Source organism: Brevibacillus brevis, from assembly GCF_031583145.1.
In the GTDB taxonomy this organism is placed as follows: Bacteria; Bacillota; Bacilli; order Brevibacillales; family Brevibacillaceae; genus Brevibacillus; species Brevibacillus brevis_E.
This window is the reverse complement of the sequence record NZ_CP134050.1, coordinates 4,361,548-4,376,509: the sequence shown is the minus strand read 5'-3', so window position 1 is coordinate 4,376,509 and position 14,962 is coordinate 4,361,548. Positions and strand designations below refer to the sequence as shown.

The window sequence follows — 14,962 nt, the reverse complement described above, 5'->3', positions numbered from 1 at the left end:
ATGACCAGACCCGTATGGATTCGCCATGCCAGCCAGCTCGCCACGCTGGCTGGCGGCTCTGCCGCACCTGTAGTCGGGAAGCGCATGAATGAGCTGTCCATCATCGAGGATGGCAGCGTATGGCTGGAAAACGGCCGGATCGAGCGAGTGGGGACGGATGCGGAGCTGGAGGCCGTGTACGGAGAGCGGGTGACAGAGGCCGAAGTCGTCGACGCGACCGGCCGTCTTGTCACGCCGGGGCTGATCGACCCGCACACCCATCTGGTCCATGCCGGGACTCGGCAAAATGAATTCAACATGCGTCTGAATGGCGCTACTTATATGGAGATCATGAACAACGGCGGGGGAATCCACGCCACGACCGCAGCGACGAGGAACGCCACCCATGACCAGCTGTACGAAGAAAGCAAAAGGAGGCTCGACCTGTTTCTCTTGCACGGAGTGACGACCGTGGAAGCCAAGAGCGGCTACGGACTGACGCTCGCCGATGAGCTGAAGCAGCTGGAGGTAGCGAAAAAGCTGCATGAACTGCACCCGGTCGATCTGGTCAGCACATTTATGGGCGCGCACGCCGTCCCCAAGGAGTTCAAGGCGGACCCGGACGCTTTCGTCGAGCTGGTGATCCGCGAGATGATTCCGGAGGTGGCCCGCCGCAGGCTTGCGGAGTTCAACGACGTCTTTTGCGAGCGGGGCGTTTTTACCCCGGAGCAGTCGCGACGCATCCTGGAAGCGGGAAGGGAGTACGGCCTGCTGCCGAAGATCCACGCGGACGAAATCGAACCGTACGAAGGCGCGGAGCTGGCGGCGGCGATCGGGGCGGTCTCGGCCGACCACCTGCTTCGGGCTTCGGATGAAGGGATCAAGCGGATGGCGGAAGCGGGAGTCATCGCGGTGCTGCTGCCGGGAACGGCCTTTTTCCTGATGGCGGAATCGGCCAACGGGCGAAAAATGATTGATGCGGGCGTGGCAGTCGCGATCTCGACGGATTGCAATCCGGGCTCGTCCCCTACCGTGTCCATGCCGCTTATCATGAACCTCGGCTGCCTGAAAATGGGCATGACTCCTGCGGAAGTGCTGACAGCGGCGACCATCAACGCGGCCCATGCGATCATACGGGCGCACGACATTGGCAGCATCGAGCCGGGCAAACGTGCGGACCTTACGATATTTGACGTGCCGGACTTCATGACCTTGCAATACCGCTACGGGGTGAACCACGTGCATACGGTCATCAAAAATGGTGCGATCGTCGTCTCGGAAGGGAGATTGGCATGAAAAGCTATCCGTATCCTCTCCTGAAGCCCCCCAGCTTTGCCTGGGACCGAAGCGCCGCGCCCCCGGAACCGAAAGTAAGCGAGTGGATCCAGACGCTGGAGCCAGGGAGTGGTGACGCTGTTGATTGGTCGGACTTCGACGTCGCCCTGTTAGGCGTCCCGCTGTCCCGTTCCTCGATCTCCGCATCGGCAGCCAGCGAAAATCCCGAAGCGATGCGCAGAGCGTGGAAGTACTTTACCACGTACAATCTCGATCACGACGTGGATCTGTCCGAGCTGCGCGTGGTCGATCTGGGGGATGTCCGCCAGCATGTCACCGACATCGCCCGTTGCCACCACAATATTCGGGAGGCCATGCATGCGATGCGCACCCATCATCCCGGAGTGCTGCCCGTCATGATGGGAGGCGATCACTCGATTACCGCGATGCTTGTCAAAGGCTACAAGGACGCCCATCCCGAGGAGCGGGTCGGCATTTTGCAGCTCGATACGCACTTCGACCTGCGGGATTTGGCAGACAATGGACCGTCGAACGGCACGCCGATCCGCAATCTGATCGAGAGCGGAACGATCAAGGGAGAAGACGTGCACAACATCGGCCTGCACGGCTTTTTCAACGCGCGTTCGCTCAAAGCGTACGCCGACGAAGCGGGTGTCCGCTACACGACGCTTCGGGAGGCGAGGGGGAAGGGAGTGGCCGAGACTGTCCGCCAGGCGCTCGATGCCCTCGGCCGGAGGGTGGACACGATCTATCTAACCGTAGACATGGATGTGCTCGACATCAGCTACGGTCCCGGCGTGCCCGCCTCGACACCGGGCGGGATGAGCAGCGACGAGCTGTTCGAGGCGGTGCATGCCGCCGGCTTGTGCGGCAAGGTCAAAGCGATGGATCTGGTGTGCCTCGACCCGTTCAAGGATCGGGGAGAAGCTACCGTGAAAACGGCAGTTCATGTGCTGCTGTCCTTTTTGACGGGATGCAAGCAGAGAGAGAAGTGACAGGCTCGGATGGGAAAGTGGAGAGAGCGTGAAGATCACCAGGAGTAAAAGGGGGAATTTGCTTGGAAACTCATGCGAACCACCAGCTGGGGGTGCCTTCCCAAAAGGAAACTGCTTCCGCCGCTCATGCCTGGAAGTTTTTCGTTTTCAGCCTTATCGGTATTTTCGTTTTCTTCGTTCCCGTGACCGTAAACGGTTCCTCTTCCATCATGCTTGACCACATCGTCACGTGGCTTCGCCAGCTCGCTCCCGGGGCGGCGCCGCTCTACGCTCTCGCCGTAATTGTTTTGGGAGCCGTCTATCCGTTCGTGGCGAAGACGTGGAACAAGAACAAGGTCAACCTCGTTTTTTCCGTGCTGAAGGTGCTGGGAGTCCCTGTTGCCTTGATGATTTATTTTCAAGCCGGCCCCGCCTGGCTGCTGGAAAAGGACATGGGGCCCTTCCTGTTCGAGAAGCTGGTGATTCCCGTGGGCATGGTGGTCCCGGTCGGGTCCGTTTTTCTCGCCATGCTCGTGGGCTATGGATTGCTGGAGTTCATCGGCGTCCTGGTCCAGCCCATCATGCGTCCGGTCTGGAAGACGCCGGGCCGCTCGGCTGTCGATGCGGTGGCATCATTTGTAGGAAGTTACTCGATCGGTCTGTTGATCACCAACCGCGTATTCAAGGAAGGAAAGTATACCGTCAAGGAAGCCGCGATTATCGCAACCGGATTTTCCACCGTTTCAGCCACCTTCATGATCGTCATCGCCAAGACGCTGGACATCATGTCTTACTGGAACCTGTATTTTTGGGTGTCGCTGGTGGTGACGTTTCTGGTGACGGCTGTGACCGTCCGGCTCTGGCCGCTTTCCCGCATGAGCGACGAGTACTATGAAGGAAAAGGCGATCCGGAGAAAGTGATCAAGGAGCAGTTTTGGCGCCACGCCTGGGCAGAGGCTATGGCTGCAGCCAGAGGGGCGCTGCCGATCGGTCGCAATATATGGGAAAATCTGCGCGATGGCTTCATCATGACCATGGGCATTCTTCCCTCCATCATGTCGGTGGGACTGCTCGGGCTCATGCTGGCAAAATTCACCCCGCTGTTCGATTGGCTGGGCTACCTGTTCTATCCGGTCACGCTCCTGCTGCAGATCCCGGAGCCGCTTCTGGCGGCCAAGGCGTCCGCCATCGAGATTGCCGAAATGTTTTTGCCGGCGCTGCTCGTGACCGGAGCTCCGCTCGTCACCAAATTTATCATTGCCGTCGTTTCCGTCTCGTCGATATTGTTTTTCTCCGCTACCATTCCGTGCATTTTGTCCACGGACATCCCCATCAGCATTCCCAAGCTGTTGGTGATCTGGCTGGAGCGGACCGTTCTGACGCTCTTGCTTGTGACGCCGCTTGCTTATCTCCTGTTGCCCTGAAAGCTGGTATGGGAGGCCAGGCATCCCGCTTCTGCACCTCTGAGGCAGCGGGATGCTTCTTTTTGGTGAAGTCCTCGTCTTGCCCGAGGGAGGAGCGTTTTTTCCTTCCTGATCGCGATTGCTTCGGCCAATGGCGTTTTTTTTGTTGCATTAGTAAGTCTTACTGTATATAGTGTAACTATATAGTCAAACGATATAAAGTTGTCGGAAGGAGCGTAAGCATTGGACAGAGACAGACACTTGCCGTTGACCGAAACCGTTTATTACATTTTGTTGGCCCTGGCAGAACCGGCGCACGGCTATCTGATCATGCAGAAGGTGGAGGAGCTCAGCGGCGGGCAAGTGCGAATGGCGGCGGGTACCCTGTACGGCGCCATCGAGAATCTCGTGAAGCTGAAGTTCATACAGCCCGTGGCCAGCGAGGACAGCCGACGAAAGGTGTATGCCATTACCGACGAAGGGCTGCGGATTCTCCGTCTTGACCTCGAGCGCATGAAGCACATGGTTCAGGTCACGATGGAACGATTGAGATAGAAGGAGGGGCTGCGTATGAGGAAATTCAAGTTCTTTACCAACTTTGACGCAGAGGAAAAATGGCTGAATGACATGGCGAGACAGGGCTGCCGTTTGACGAGGAAGACGATGCTCGGCTATGAATTTGAACCGGGGAAACCTGATCAGGCAACGATCAAAATCGATTACCGCCCGTTTAAAAATCGGGAGGATTTTGAGGATTACCGCGCCTTGTTTGAGGACAGCGGCTGGGAACACATCGCTGGAACGAAAAGCTCGGGCTATCAATATTTCAGAAAGGCGAATCGACAGGGAAGCGAGGAAATCTTTTCGGATGTCGATTCCAAGGCCGGACGTTACAAGCGTCTGTCTGACATGTGGGCTACCCTGGCAATGACCTTCGTGCCGATACTGGCGGCTCTCATTTCTACCGGCGCGATCGATGCGGGAGTATTGCTCGATCCGCAATCGCTGTACTACACGCCAGGGCTGTGGGAATTGCAAGGGGCAGATTTCTGGAGAGCCTTTCTCTTCGAAACGCCGTTCGCCTTGTTTAGAGGGTTGACGTTGCTCGTTTTGCCGGTGATGACGGTGTTGTATCTGTACTTCGCCATTCAGGCCAATCTGTGGTACAAGAAGACGATTCAAGGGGGGAGCTTCCGTAGATAGCATCATCGGGAGCAAAGCCGAATCCTTTATTCCGAATGGTGGCAAGTCGTGATAAAATCAGACATATTTCACCGGGGACGATCATAGAAACCAATACGCTTGGAGGGTGGTACATGGAGGGGAGTTTGCTGACGGTATTGTCGATTGGGTTTCTCGTCGGGATCAAGCACGCGATGGAGCCGGATCACGTCATCGCCGTCTCCACGATTGCGAGTCAAACCAAGAAGCTGGGAAAGGCTTCGCTGGCGGGGGTATTCTGGGGGAGCGGGCACACATTGACCCTGCTCCTGGTAGGGATGGCGCTGATTCTGATGAAGAGCGCCATTCCGGAGACATGGGCGATGTCGCTGGAATTTGTCGTCGGGATCATGCTGGTCTATCTCGGGATGTCCAGCATTCTCTCCTTCCACAAACGGAAGGTACGATCAAGCAGCCACGTGCACGCCGGTTCGCTGCGCCGTCATACGCATGCGGCAGCGTGGACGGATGATTCGGAGAGCGACGGCGTCGGCAGAGCATCTTTTGCCAAGTCGGCTGTCATCGGCATGGTTCACGGTCTGGCCGGGAGCGCTGCCATGGTGCTCTTGACCATGTCCACGGTGCATTCGGAGTGGGAGGGACTTCTCTACATACTCATTTTTGGTGCGGGGACTGTCGTCGGGATGCTGCTATGCACGACCGCAATAGGGATTCCCTTTGTGCTCAGCGCGCGAAACGCCGGCGTGAACATGGCGCTGACCCGGATTACAGGTGCGATTAGTGTCGCGTTTGGCTGCTATTACATGTACAACCTGGGCGTCACGGAAGGGCTGTTCCGGATGTGGCTGGACGCCGCTTGAGGCTGCTCCCGCAGGTACAATGCGGCACATAGGAAAGGGAGGGAGAAACTGCCGATGCCGGCGGTTTTTTTCGTTTCGTCTGGACCTTTGCTCGACGCGTTCCTGTAAGTGTCCGCTCTGCCAGTTCACTATTGATAAACATAGGGGGAGCAAGGTACGATGACAATATCTGCCACACCCTTTGAGATGAGAGGTGCCCCGATGAAAGTGTCTGGAAATGAATTTCTGTCCATTCCCATCCATGTCCAGCTAAAGGAGCAGATCAAGACGCTGATTCACCACCGGTTGTATCAACCGTCCGAACGCCTGCCGAGCGTGGATGAGCTGGCGGGATTTTTGCGGATGAGCCGCGATACCGTGGAACAAGCGTATTCCTTGCTGGAGCAGGAAGGGTACATTTCGACGGAGCCGGGCAAAGGTGTGTTTGCTCGGGCCCATCCTCCAAGTGGACGCGAGCAAGCGCCGGGAGTGCCCGTTCGGCATGTGCATCAGACGCGGCTGGAGCAGTCGGTCGATTTGCGGGACTTCGCCGAAGCGGCTGGGCAGACCAAGCCGGTGCTGCTGTTTGTAGAATGCAACGTCCCACAGGCGCAGGAATACGCCGTGGAGCTGGAAAAAGCGACCGGATATGTCGTCAAGCCGTGTCTGGTCAAAGATCTGGAGCTGCTCGGCAGCAACATACAGAGCGGGAAATACGACCTGATCGTGACGACATTCCTCCATATCGAAGAAGTGAAGCCCATTGTCGATCGGCTGTTCGGGGACGCTGAACCGAGAGTGATCGCTTGCCTGCTCGAGTCGAATTTGCAATGCATGAAAGTGCTGCAAAAATTGCCTCCCGGCAGCAAGGTAGGGATTGCGGGGACCACCTGGGAAGGAGCGGAAAACTTGCGGCAATCGATCATCCAGGCCGGCTTGTTGCATGTCGAGCTGATTGTGGGCGCTCTGGAATACCCGCCTTCCTTGGATGAGATCGTCGAGGCGGAACCCGCCTTGATCGTAAGCACCAGCATCGTGAAGCCTTATTTGCAACGGCTGTCCAGGTTCACCCCGCTCATGGAGGAAGACCGCTGCCTTAGCGATCAATCGGTCCAGTATATCAGGCAGTACGTAGAAACCAAGCGGGGCGCTTCGGGAAGAGGTTGACGGAAAGGCTATGTCCACCCTGACAGTATCGTTGTGCTATGATGGAGGCAAGTACGAAATCTCTGTGGAATGAGGTGTTTGGTTTGCAACAAGGATTCGGAATGTTTCGGGAAGTGATCGACGAAGAGGAGGATCTCAGGGAGCTGCTCGGGGAACCAAGCCGGATGGTGCAGAACAAATCCATCGAAAAGCTGGATCAGCATTGTCGTGACTTTATCGCAAAGGCGCCGTTTCTCGTCCTGGCGACTTCCGATGCGAAAGGGAAGTGCGACGCGTCCCCGCGGGGAGATGCCCCCGGTTTCGTCCATGTGCTGGACGACCGTCATCTGGTGATCCCTGAACGCCCCGGCAACAAGAGAATGGACTCGCTGCGAAATATCCTTGCCAACCCTTACGTTGGCCTGATTTTCATCATCCCTTCCCTGGAAGAGACTCTTCGCATCAATGGACGGGCCTGCGTCATACGCGACGGGGACATCCTCGAAAAAATGGCGGTAAACGGGAAAGTTCCGGTCATCGGCATCGGTGTGCAAGTAGAGGAGTGTTACGTGCATTGCGCCAAAGCCTTCATGCGCTCCGGTCTGTGGCAGCCCGAGAAATGGCCGGCCAAGGAGTCCATTCCGAATATGGCTCAGATGCTGGCCGATCACGTGAAGCTGCCGGGCGTGACCGCAGAGGAAGTGGCGTCCGGGCTGCGAGACAGCTACACCAATCGATTGTACTGAGTAGAATCGCATCCAGGCCGACAGTCCGAAAAGACTGTCGGTTATTTTATTCCCCGTCCCACAGCGACACGTGGAAATGAATCATCAAGTACGTCGCCACCACAAAAGATACCGCATAGGCGAGCAGGGGACGCGTGTGATGCAGGCGGAGGATGGAGAACAAGGTCAAGTCGAAAAAGGCTGACCACCACATGTTCCACGAGTGGGCGTGAGAGATGAGACCGTAGTGGAGCCCGATTATTTCCAACACCACGTAAATCGCCGCATACTTGAAGATGTGCAGGAGCTGTTTCCATTTTTCTTCCGGATAATTGGACAGAAAGAGCAGGGCATTCGCGGGGAAGGCGATGACGGTGTACATAAGGCTGGCCATTTCCTCGCTGACGTAGCGATTGCCGATGTATCGCCAGAGGTAGAAGTCGCCGTCATTCACAAGAACGTCGTACATGGCACTGGACAATGCCATGAAGAGCATGGTGGCGTGGTATTGCTTCCAATGCTTCCAGTTCCCCCAACGCCATACGGCAAAAACGGACCAGAGGATAAGTGTGACATGCATCATATTCAACTCCCACAGGCATGTTTAACTTGCATTGCTGCGAGTACCGTACTTGACGATCCCGTGTACGGCGTAGAAGGAGACGAGCTGCAGAAGGACGAAGAAGGCAAATTCTCCGCGCCTGTCTACCGTTATGACATCCAGCAAGAGCAAAAGCACATCGAACCCAACCAGGCAGGCAAGCATAGCCAGCTTCGCCACAGGGGCCATAAAAAAGGCTGCTGCGGTGATCAGGGAAGCGAAGACTTCGATCAGTTCCCCAAAAGCCAACTGATCGCGGATCGGATCGGGAAACCAGCCAACCTTCAAATCATGGATGTCCAGAAAGTGTCCTTGAATGACATGGCTCGTACCGTAGACGAACAAATAGACAAAGAACGTGTAAAAAAAGAGGAAGGGCTTGCTTGCGTGTCCGCGCTGGATGGTTCTCCACAGATACTGTCCGATCAGAAAGAACAGGAAAATACCGATTCCCGTGTACACGGTTTTCCACCAAAACAGTCCGAACAGATCGAGGTGCAAAAATAGCCATTCCACGCCCATAAACAAGACGGAGAGAACGAGCAGCCAGGCCAAGCGAAGGCGAAAAGCCGCCGCTGCTACTGCTACGGCAGGGATGATCAGATCGTTGGAAGCGAAAGCCCCGATGATGTTGTCAATCCATACATCGCTGATGGCAGTCGGGAAGTACTGATAGGAAGAAAAGAGAATGAGAACGAAGTATTCCAGCGGATCGATCAAGCCTGCCAAGCAAAAATGCAAAGCGAGCAAGCGGCCGTCCCTGGTCTTCCAAAGGGTATAACCGATTAGACACACGCTGACCACAGCTAAGCCGACATACCAGAAGACATTTGGCATTTGCATCACCTGCTATGTATGGACTTGAATACCGATAGTATTTCCTTTTTCTAATCCAATTAACAAAAAAATGTAAAAGAGTTTCGCCGGCTTCCCGCCCTTTTTTTGGAAGGAGGCTTGTGCTAGACTTGTTTCTGTACATACATATTTTTCGATAATGGGAGGAGATCGGATGGCTACATCTATCACGGATCGTTCGGTATTGAACAACGGGGTTGAAATGCCTTGGCTTGGTCTTGGTGTCTGGAAAGCGAAGGACGGAGACGAAGTGACGCTCGCCGTCCGCTCTGCCATTGAGGCGGGGTACCGCAGTCTGGATACGGCTGCCGTCTACGGAAACGAGGCGGGCGTCGGGGAAGGAATCCGCCAATCCGGTATCGATCGGGACCAGTTGTTTATCACGACCAAAGTATGGAATGCGGATCAAGGCTACGAATCCACTCTCAAAGCCTTTGACGAGAGCATGAAAAAACTGGGGATCGATACGCTGGACCTGTATCTCATCCACTGGCCGGTGAAAGGCAAGTACCTTGAGACCTGGCGAGCTCTCGAGAAGCTGTATCGCGACGGATATGTGCGTGCGATCGGCGTCAGCAATTTCCATATCCATCATCTGGAGGATCTCCGCCAGCACAGCGAAATCACTCCGGTGGTCGACCAGGTCGAATACCACCCGCTTTTGACCCAGAAGGAGCTGCTCGCTTATTGCCAGGAGCGCAACATCCAGATGGAAGCATGGAGTCCGCTGATGCAAGGAAACCTCGATCATCCGCTGCTTGCGGAGCTGGGGCAAAAATACGGCAAGTCGCCCGCACAGATCGTCATTCGCTGGGATCTGGAAAATCGGGTCGTCACGATTCCGAAGTCGATCACACCAGAGCGGATTCGCCAAAATGCGGATGTCTTTGACTTCTCGCTGAGTGCGGAAGACGTGGAAAAAATCAGCGCACTGAACGAAAACAAGCGTTTCGGAGCAGATCCGGACAACTTCAACTTCTAACCATACCCTATCTTCCTGAGAAACAAAGGGAGCCGCGCTGCGCAGCTTCCCTTTTTTCGTCCCCGGCTCCATCAACGGTAGCTCAGGATGGTATGGTACATCTGTCTATCGGCGAGCTTCAGAAACAAGGAGGTATCCGGCCGCAGGTTGGCTTCGATGATCCACACTTTGCCGGTCGTATCGATGCCCATGTCTAGCCCGAACACCTGTTGGTGAGTATAGTAAGTGGCTAGTGTTTCGGCGGCAAGGAGGGCGATACTGCTCAGGCTTTCGATGACGGCATCGGGGGAAATCCAGGAGATCGTGGAGCGCTCGATGGCGGTGCGCAAAGGCAGGACTCGTCCGCCGCTTCGTTTGATATTGGTGATGATGTAGCCCCTGCCTGCCACTTTTGCCAGCATGCCGGTGACCACCCAGGGAGATCCCATGTGCCTCTGCACCATGACGCGCACGTCAAAGGGTCTCCCGTTGATCCGCGCAAGAGAAATGCCGCGCTGGACGAGGTAAGGAGCCCTGACTTTGCTGCGGACGTGGCGAAAGGCGTTGCTTTTGCCGCGGACCATTCGGCGGCCGGCCCCGCGATGTACCCGGTACCTCCCGTTTCGGAGTCCGGAGACCATGATGACGCCGGCGCCGCCGCTGCCCGCTGCCGGTTTGGCGACTGCCTTTCGATACTGATCGAGAAGGGCAAACAGCGCCTGTCTGGAAAAAAGCCGTGTGTCCGGCAAAGCTCCTGCGAGAGTCGGATTTGCCCGCAGGACGCGGTATTTGGTCCATTTTGATTCGCTTATGGCCATATGAGGTCATTCCCCCAATCCTGAACTGAAACAAAAGGTTGTTCCCCTTCTAATGTATGTCCCTTTTGCTTCATCGCTTGTGGGAGTGTCCTCGCCCCCGCAAAATCGGGATGTTTCACGCGGGTTTGCAATTTGGGCTCTTTACTATGTGCATTTTTTTCGTATACTGAAAAGTAGCATAACAGTTTCATCAGATGAAACGTACGGAACCATGAAGGAAGCAGGTGTAAGGAAGATGGAAGAACAAAAAGCAAACGTGCGGGCAGTCGAACGGGCCCTGGATATCCTGCTTTGTTTTACGGATTCCACGGATTTGGGCCTGAGTGAAATTTCCAGTCGACTCTCCTTGCATAAAAGCACCGTGCATCGTTTGCTGGCAACATTGGAAAACAAGGGCTTTCTCATTCGGGACGTGCAAACGGAAAAGTATCGTCTCGGTTTTCGGATTTGGGAACTGTCTGCCAATCTCACGCATAATGACGATCCGGCGACCATGCTGCTTCCGGAAATGGAGCGGCTGCGCGATCTGGTGGAGGAAACGATCAGTCTGTACGTCCGAGACGGCCAGGAGCGGATTCGCATTCAAGCCGTTCAGAGCAAACAGCCGATTCGCAGGGTAGCGCCAATCGGAGCACGCATGCCGCTGACGGTCGGGGCCTCCAGCAAAGTGCTCGTCGCGTACGCCGACGAAGAGGTAGCGCGAGAGCTCTTGGAAGACCCGGATTGGCCTGACTTTGTGAGCCGGGAATCGTATGTCGAGCAGTTGGAACAGATCAAGAAGCAGGGCTTTGCGACAAGCGTCGAAGAGCGGGAGCTGGGTACAGCCGCAGTAGCTGCACCCATTTTCAACCGCAATGGCCAGCTCGTGGCATCCATTGCTGCTTCCGGACCTTCTAACCGGCTGACTCCTGAAAAAATGAAGGAGTACGCGCCCTTCATCATGGAGGCGGCGTACCGCATGGGGAAAATGATGAAATGAACGAAAAGCCAACACGGGACCGCAGCGCGGCGTGCTGGCTTTTTTGTACAGATAGGAATTTATCAAATTCCCATCCAGTATAAGGGCAACCGCGGCTCCGCCAAAAAGGGCTTGGCATAGCCGGGTTTTCTAATGTTATCTCCCTCGGCGGTACTCGTCGTGCAGGATGGCCCAGAACGATTTGACCGCTTCATCGGCCAGAAACCGTTCTCCCCGCTGCTTGACATAGTGACTCATCTCCTGGTAAAAGGCAGGGTTGCTCAGCTTTTCATAATGATGGACGATATCGTACGCATCATCCACGAACAGTGGGTAGCTTTCGCCCAGCAAGCAGAGATTGCCGATCGTTCGCGTGGTCAGCACGGGGACTCCCAGCCCCATGTATTCCAGAATGCGGGACAGATACGAATGGGAAGGGTTGCGGTCCTCTGTCGTGTCGTAGAGGAGAGCGACCCCGATTCCGCTCTTGACGATCATTTCTTTCGTTTTCCACATGGATTTTTGCCCGTGATCGGCGACGCCCGGGGAGCGCAGCAGCTTTTCGGCGCGTTTGCGGTACTTCCCGACGATGGAAGGATAAAGCACGCGCAGTTTGGCATGCGGATAGCTTTTGCGGATCAGCCGAATTGCCTTGGTGGCCACCGGGAGCCCGTAGCGCGGCCGGATCACGCCGGCCTGAATCAGATCGAGGGGATCAAAGGGCGAGCGAGTGACCGAAAGCTCTGGCATCGGTTCCACGAACTGGGGGAGCACCTGGATTTTGCGCTCCAGCTCCTCGTGGGAGTACGATGCTTTTTGCAGCTGGTAGGTCCGGTAGCGCTCGGCGTTCGGTTCTGTCTGGAAGAAGACGACGCGGGCATGGCGGAACACGAAGTTGAGCCTGCCCATGATGTACGGATCGTGCAGATTGTACTGAATGGCCAAAAAAAGCAGCTTGGGGCCGAGGGAGCGCTTCTTTCGGAGAAGCTTTACGGCCTCGTTGCGCCCGCGAATGAAGATGAAGTCATAGGGCTTCCTGCGATCCAGGCGGATGATCTCCGAAATGGGCTCCTCCGACTGGCGAAAGCGGATATGCCGAAAGGTGAAGCCTCCTGTTCCATCGCGAAAACGGAACGGAAGGACGCACTCAAAATCGTACGCTTGCCGCTCGCTTGCCGGCAGCTGCGCCAGCATCCGGTCCAGGGCGCGCAGCAAGATAAAAAACTGCAGGACATTCCCCTTCGGCTTGAATTCCACGAGATTGCAATGAAAACACACTCTCACGCGTTTCTCTCCTTTTCGGGCTCTTCACTATGGTATTGGGATTGAAAGCGATTGGCTACCCGGACGGAGAAAACGGTGAAGAAATAAACGGGTAAACTTGAATAAAAAACTTTACTCAAGTTAATTTATGTAGTAGGATAAATATAACAAAAACAAAGCAGGAGACCTGACCATGAATCCGTCGCTGAGAGAAAAGAAAAAAGCGAAAACCAAGCTGGCTCTGCTGCAGGCGAGCCTGGAATTGAGCGGGGAGCGCTCGTTTCGACAGGTGATGGTAGAGGAAATTTGCCAGCATGCGGACGTGTCGAAAGTGACTTTTTTTAAATTTTTTCCGCAGAAAGAGGATGTGCTCCTGTACTTCATGAGCGTCTGGCAGGCGCGGTGTCATTTGGAGCTGTTGGATGCGGGCAAGCGAGGATGGGAAGCCGTACGGCACGTGTACGGAAAAGTGGCGTCAGATGCGGAGAAGCATCCGGGCATCATGCTCAGCCTGATCAGCTTCCTGGCCGAGCAAAAGATGCACCCATGGGTACCAAAGCTGTCGGAAACGGAGCTCTGGCTGCTGTTCCCGGAACGAGACTGTCCGGAGGGGTTGGCAGACGTTACGCTCTACCATATTTTTCAGCGCTGCGTGACCGAAGTCAAGGAGGATGGACAGCTTGCCATCGGGATCACCGACCAGGAGGCGGTCGTGCTGCTGTTCTCCATTTTTTACGGAGCGTATCTCTCTGCGCATCTTTTTCGTTCGAACGATTACATGGCGTATTACGACATGCACCTCAAACTATTGATCAGGTAGGTGGATTCCATGGGAAAAGTCATACCGGGCAGATTTACGGCGAAACTGGATGGCCCCTTTGTGGTTTTTATTATCGGGATGAGGGTAAATCGGGTGCTGGCACTCCATAAATGGGTACCCGTCGCAAATGCGATGGGGGGCATGCTGCGGGAGCTGTACCAGCATCCCGAGCTCGGCTTTTTGGGAGCGACTTCACATGTCAGCTTTCGGCAAGTGACGCAGATCCAGTACTGGCGTTCCTACGAGCATCTGGAAAGCTACGCGCGGAACAGTCACAATCATCTGACAGCGTGGCGGAGGTTTAATCAGGCGGTCGGAACGGACGGCACCGTCGGAATTTTCCACGAGACGTATCTGGTGGAAGCGGGAAAATACGAGTGCCTGTACGGCAATATGCCCGTCTGGGGCTTGGCTCGAGCCGGCGAGCACGTGCCGGCCACAGGCACGAGGGAGACGGCACGGAGGCGCTTGGGGGGAGACAACGAGCCTGCTGTTCCCACGCCTCCGCAATAATAAGAAAACGATGGCAAACAAAACGGCAGTCCTGAGTGGCTGCTTTTTTTTACGGAAGCACAAAGGATAACGTCGCTGATTTACATCCTGATTCAGCATGAGCAACCTCCCTAGGAAGATTTTTAGGCAAAAACAATCCTGGCAGCCAAGTGGGACGTCGGTGTACACTGTGAGCAGAAACGCTGCACGGAGGTGATGGTTGGATGGTCACACGGCTGGTACGCGTTGCCGCATGCGGCTCTAAGCAAAGAGTTCCACACGTTCTTTGTTTAGAGCCTGCCAAGTGACGCAAGCGGGAACTCTTTGCTTCTCTATATCGAAAAACATGATATAGATGGGAGCAAAGTGCCATGAAATACGGAAACGCGGAAAAACTATTGCCGAAGGAATTGCTTCGCAGCATTCAGGAGTATACCCAAGGCTGCTACTTGTACATCCCGATTCGGGAAGAGAACAAAAAGAGCTGGGGCGAGTGCACCGATTCCAGGCGGGTGATGCGGAAGAGAAACGAGGCGATCGTGGAAGCGCACCGCGCCGGAGCGGCTGTCAAAGCTCTCGCCTTGCGCTATCATCTGACCGAGCACAGCATCCGCAGGATCATCCGGGAGAGCCGGAACGTACAACTTTGA

Annotated in this window: 17 protein-coding genes; 13 read left to right on the top strand and 4 right to left on the bottom strand. The window is 55.4% G+C overall.

The features are described from left to right. The 8 genes from hutI to RGB73_RS21825 all read left to right on the top strand — a co-directional run bounded on the left by hutI (nt 1) and on the right by RGB73_RS21825 (nt 7,565). Nucleotides 1–1,275, top strand: coding sequence for an imidazolonepropionase (hutI, locus tag RGB73_RS21860; protein WP_310764818.1), 1,275 nt, complete (start codon nt 1–3; stop codon nt 1,273–1,275). Then, nucleotides 1,272–2,270, top strand: a complete 999-nt coding sequence (locus RGB73_RS21855) for an agmatinase family protein (RefSeq protein ID WP_310764817.1) — start codon at nt 1,272–1,274, stop codon at nt 2,268–2,270. The genes hutI and RGB73_RS21855 overlap by 4 nt, the downstream gene beginning before the upstream one ends. Before the next feature lie 62 nt (nt 2,271–2,332). Further along, a complete protein-coding gene (locus RGB73_RS21850) occupies nt 2,333–3,673 on the top strand; it encodes a YjiH family protein (RefSeq protein WP_396136122.1) in 1,341 nt (446 codons plus the stop codon). A 222-nt stretch (nt 3,674–3,895) separates the two neighbouring features. After that, a complete protein-coding gene (locus tag RGB73_RS21845) occupies nt 3,896–4,207 on the top strand; it encodes a PadR family transcriptional regulator (RefSeq protein WP_310764816.1) in 312 nt (103 codons plus the stop codon). Between the two features lie 15 nt (nt 4,208–4,222). Beyond that, nucleotides 4,223–4,855 (top strand): DUF2812 domain-containing protein, encoded by a 633-nt coding sequence (locus RGB73_RS21840; RefSeq protein WP_310764815.1) that lies wholly within the window; start codon nt 4,223–4,225, stop codon nt 4,853–4,855. Between the two features lie 113 nt (nt 4,856–4,968). Next, nucleotides 4,969–5,694, top strand: coding sequence for an urease accessory protein UreH domain-containing protein (locus RGB73_RS21835; protein ID WP_310764814.1), 726 nt, complete (start codon nt 4,969–4,971; stop codon nt 5,692–5,694). A gap of 201 nt (nt 5,695–5,895) precedes the next feature. After that, nucleotides 5,896–6,840, top strand: coding sequence for a GntR family transcriptional regulator (locus RGB73_RS21830; RefSeq protein WP_310764813.1), 945 nt, complete (start codon nt 5,896–5,898; stop codon nt 6,838–6,840). A 101-nt stretch (nt 6,841–6,941) separates the two neighbouring features. After that, on the top strand, nt 6,942–7,565 hold the full coding sequence (locus RGB73_RS21825; protein WP_310774465.1) for a pyridoxamine 5'-phosphate oxidase family protein: 624 nt from the start codon (nt 6,942–6,944) through the stop codon (nt 7,563–7,565). A gap of 46 nt (nt 7,566–7,611) precedes the next feature. Here RGB73_RS21825 and RGB73_RS21820 read toward each other — a convergent pair whose 3' ends face one another. Both RGB73_RS21820 and RGB73_RS21815 read right to left on the bottom strand, forming a co-directional pair. Further along, a complete protein-coding gene (locus tag RGB73_RS21820) occupies nt 7,612–8,127 on the bottom strand; it encodes a CBO0543 family protein (RefSeq protein ID WP_310764812.1) in 516 nt (171 codons plus the stop codon). A gap of 21 nt (nt 8,128–8,148) precedes the next feature. Then, nucleotides 8,149–8,982 carry a hypothetical protein gene (locus RGB73_RS21815; RefSeq protein WP_310764811.1) on the bottom strand — a complete coding sequence of 278 codons (834 nt, stop codon included), beginning with the start codon at nt 8,980–8,982 and terminating at the stop codon, nt 8,149–8,151. Nucleotides 8,983–9,154: 172 nt separating this feature from the next. On the opposite strand from RGB73_RS21815, the gene RGB73_RS21810 reads away from it, so the two are divergent. Next, nucleotides 9,155–9,982 carry an aldo/keto reductase gene (locus tag RGB73_RS21810; RefSeq protein ID WP_310764810.1) on the top strand — a complete coding sequence of 276 codons (828 nt, stop codon included), beginning with the start codon at nt 9,155–9,157 and terminating at the stop codon, nt 9,980–9,982. Between the two features lie 71 nt (nt 9,983–10,053). Here RGB73_RS21810 and RGB73_RS21805 read toward each other — a convergent pair whose 3' ends face one another. After that, nucleotides 10,054–10,779, bottom strand: coding sequence for a YheC/YheD family protein (locus tag RGB73_RS21805; protein WP_310764809.1), 726 nt, complete (start codon nt 10,777–10,779; stop codon nt 10,054–10,056). A gap of 235 nt (nt 10,780–11,014) precedes the next feature. Between RGB73_RS21805 and RGB73_RS21800 the strand changes: the two genes are divergently transcribed. Continuing rightward, nucleotides 11,015–11,758: an IclR family transcriptional regulator gene (locus RGB73_RS21800; protein ID WP_310764808.1), complete on the top strand. Its 744-nt coding sequence runs from the start codon at nt 11,015–11,017 to the stop codon at nt 11,756–11,758. Between the two features lie 135 nt (nt 11,759–11,893). Here RGB73_RS21800 and RGB73_RS21795 read toward each other — a convergent pair whose 3' ends face one another. After that, entirely contained in the window at nt 11,894–13,021 is a 1,128-nt protein-coding gene (locus RGB73_RS21795; protein WP_310764807.1) for a glycosyltransferase family protein, read from the bottom strand. Between the two features lie 172 nt (nt 13,022–13,193). Between RGB73_RS21795 and RGB73_RS21790 the strand changes: the two genes are divergently transcribed. The 3 genes from RGB73_RS21790 (at nt 13,194) to RGB73_RS21780 (ending at nt 14,962) form a co-directional block, all read left to right on the top strand. Further along, nucleotides 13,194–13,820, top strand: coding sequence for a TetR/AcrR family transcriptional regulator (locus RGB73_RS21790; RefSeq protein ID WP_310764806.1), 627 nt, complete (start codon nt 13,194–13,196; stop codon nt 13,818–13,820). 9 nt (nt 13,821–13,829) lie between these two features. Continuing rightward, on the top strand, nt 13,830–14,333 hold the full coding sequence (locus RGB73_RS21785) for a DUF4188 domain-containing protein (protein WP_310764805.1): 504 nt from the start codon (nt 13,830–13,832) through the stop codon (nt 14,331–14,333). 350 nt (nt 14,334–14,683) lie between these two features. Further along, complete coding sequence (locus RGB73_RS21780) at nt 14,684–14,962, top strand: CD3324 family protein (RefSeq protein WP_310764804.1); 279 nt, start codon at nt 14,684–14,686, stop codon at nt 14,960–14,962.

Bases quoted from the DNA above. Each gene is read 5' to 3' on its own strand.
- RGB73_RS21790 (WP_310764806.1), top strand. From the start codon at position 13,194: ATGAATCCGTCGCTGAGAGAAAAGAAAAAAGCGAAAACCAAGCTGGCT.
- RGB73_RS21805 (WP_310764809.1), bottom strand. From the start codon at position 10,779: ATGGCCATAAGCGAATCAAAATGGACCAAATACCGCGTCCTGCGGGCA.
- RGB73_RS21855 (WP_310764817.1), top strand. From the start codon at position 1,272: ATGAAAAGCTATCCGTATCCTCTCCTGAAGCCCCCCAGCTTTGCCTGG.
- RGB73_RS21840 (WP_310764815.1), top strand. From the start codon at position 4,223: ATGAGGAAATTCAAGTTCTTTACCAACTTTGACGCAGAGGAAAAATGG.
- RGB73_RS21780 (WP_310764804.1), top strand. From the start codon at position 14,684: ATGAAATACGGAAACGCGGAAAAACTATTGCCGAAGGAATTGCTTCGC.
- RGB73_RS21830 (WP_310764813.1), top strand. From the start codon at position 5,896: ATGAAAGTGTCTGGAAATGAATTTCTGTCCATTCCCATCCATGTCCAG.
- RGB73_RS21825 (WP_310774465.1), top strand. From the start codon at position 6,942: ATGTTTCGGGAAGTGATCGACGAAGAGGAGGATCTCAGGGAGCTGCTC.
- RGB73_RS21800 (WP_310764808.1), top strand. From the start codon at position 11,015: ATGGAAGAACAAAAAGCAAACGTGCGGGCAGTCGAACGGGCCCTGGAT.
- RGB73_RS21815 (WP_310764811.1), bottom strand. From the start codon at position 8,982: ATGCCAAATGTCTTCTGGTATGTCGGCTTAGCTGTGGTCAGCGTGTGT.
- hutI (WP_310764818.1), top strand. From the start codon at position 1: ATGACCAGACCCGTATGGATTCGCCATGCCAGCCAGCTCGCCACGCTG.
- RGB73_RS21820 (WP_310764812.1), bottom strand. From the start codon at position 8,127: ATGATGCATGTCACACTTATCCTCTGGTCCGTTTTTGCCGTATGGCGT.
- RGB73_RS21785 (WP_310764805.1), top strand. From the start codon at position 13,830: ATGGGAAAAGTCATACCGGGCAGATTTACGGCGAAACTGGATGGCCCC.
- RGB73_RS21835 (WP_310764814.1), top strand. From the start codon at position 4,969: ATGGAGGGGAGTTTGCTGACGGTATTGTCGATTGGGTTTCTCGTCGGG.
- RGB73_RS21810 (WP_310764810.1), top strand. From the start codon at position 9,155: ATGGCTACATCTATCACGGATCGTTCGGTATTGAACAACGGGGTTGAA.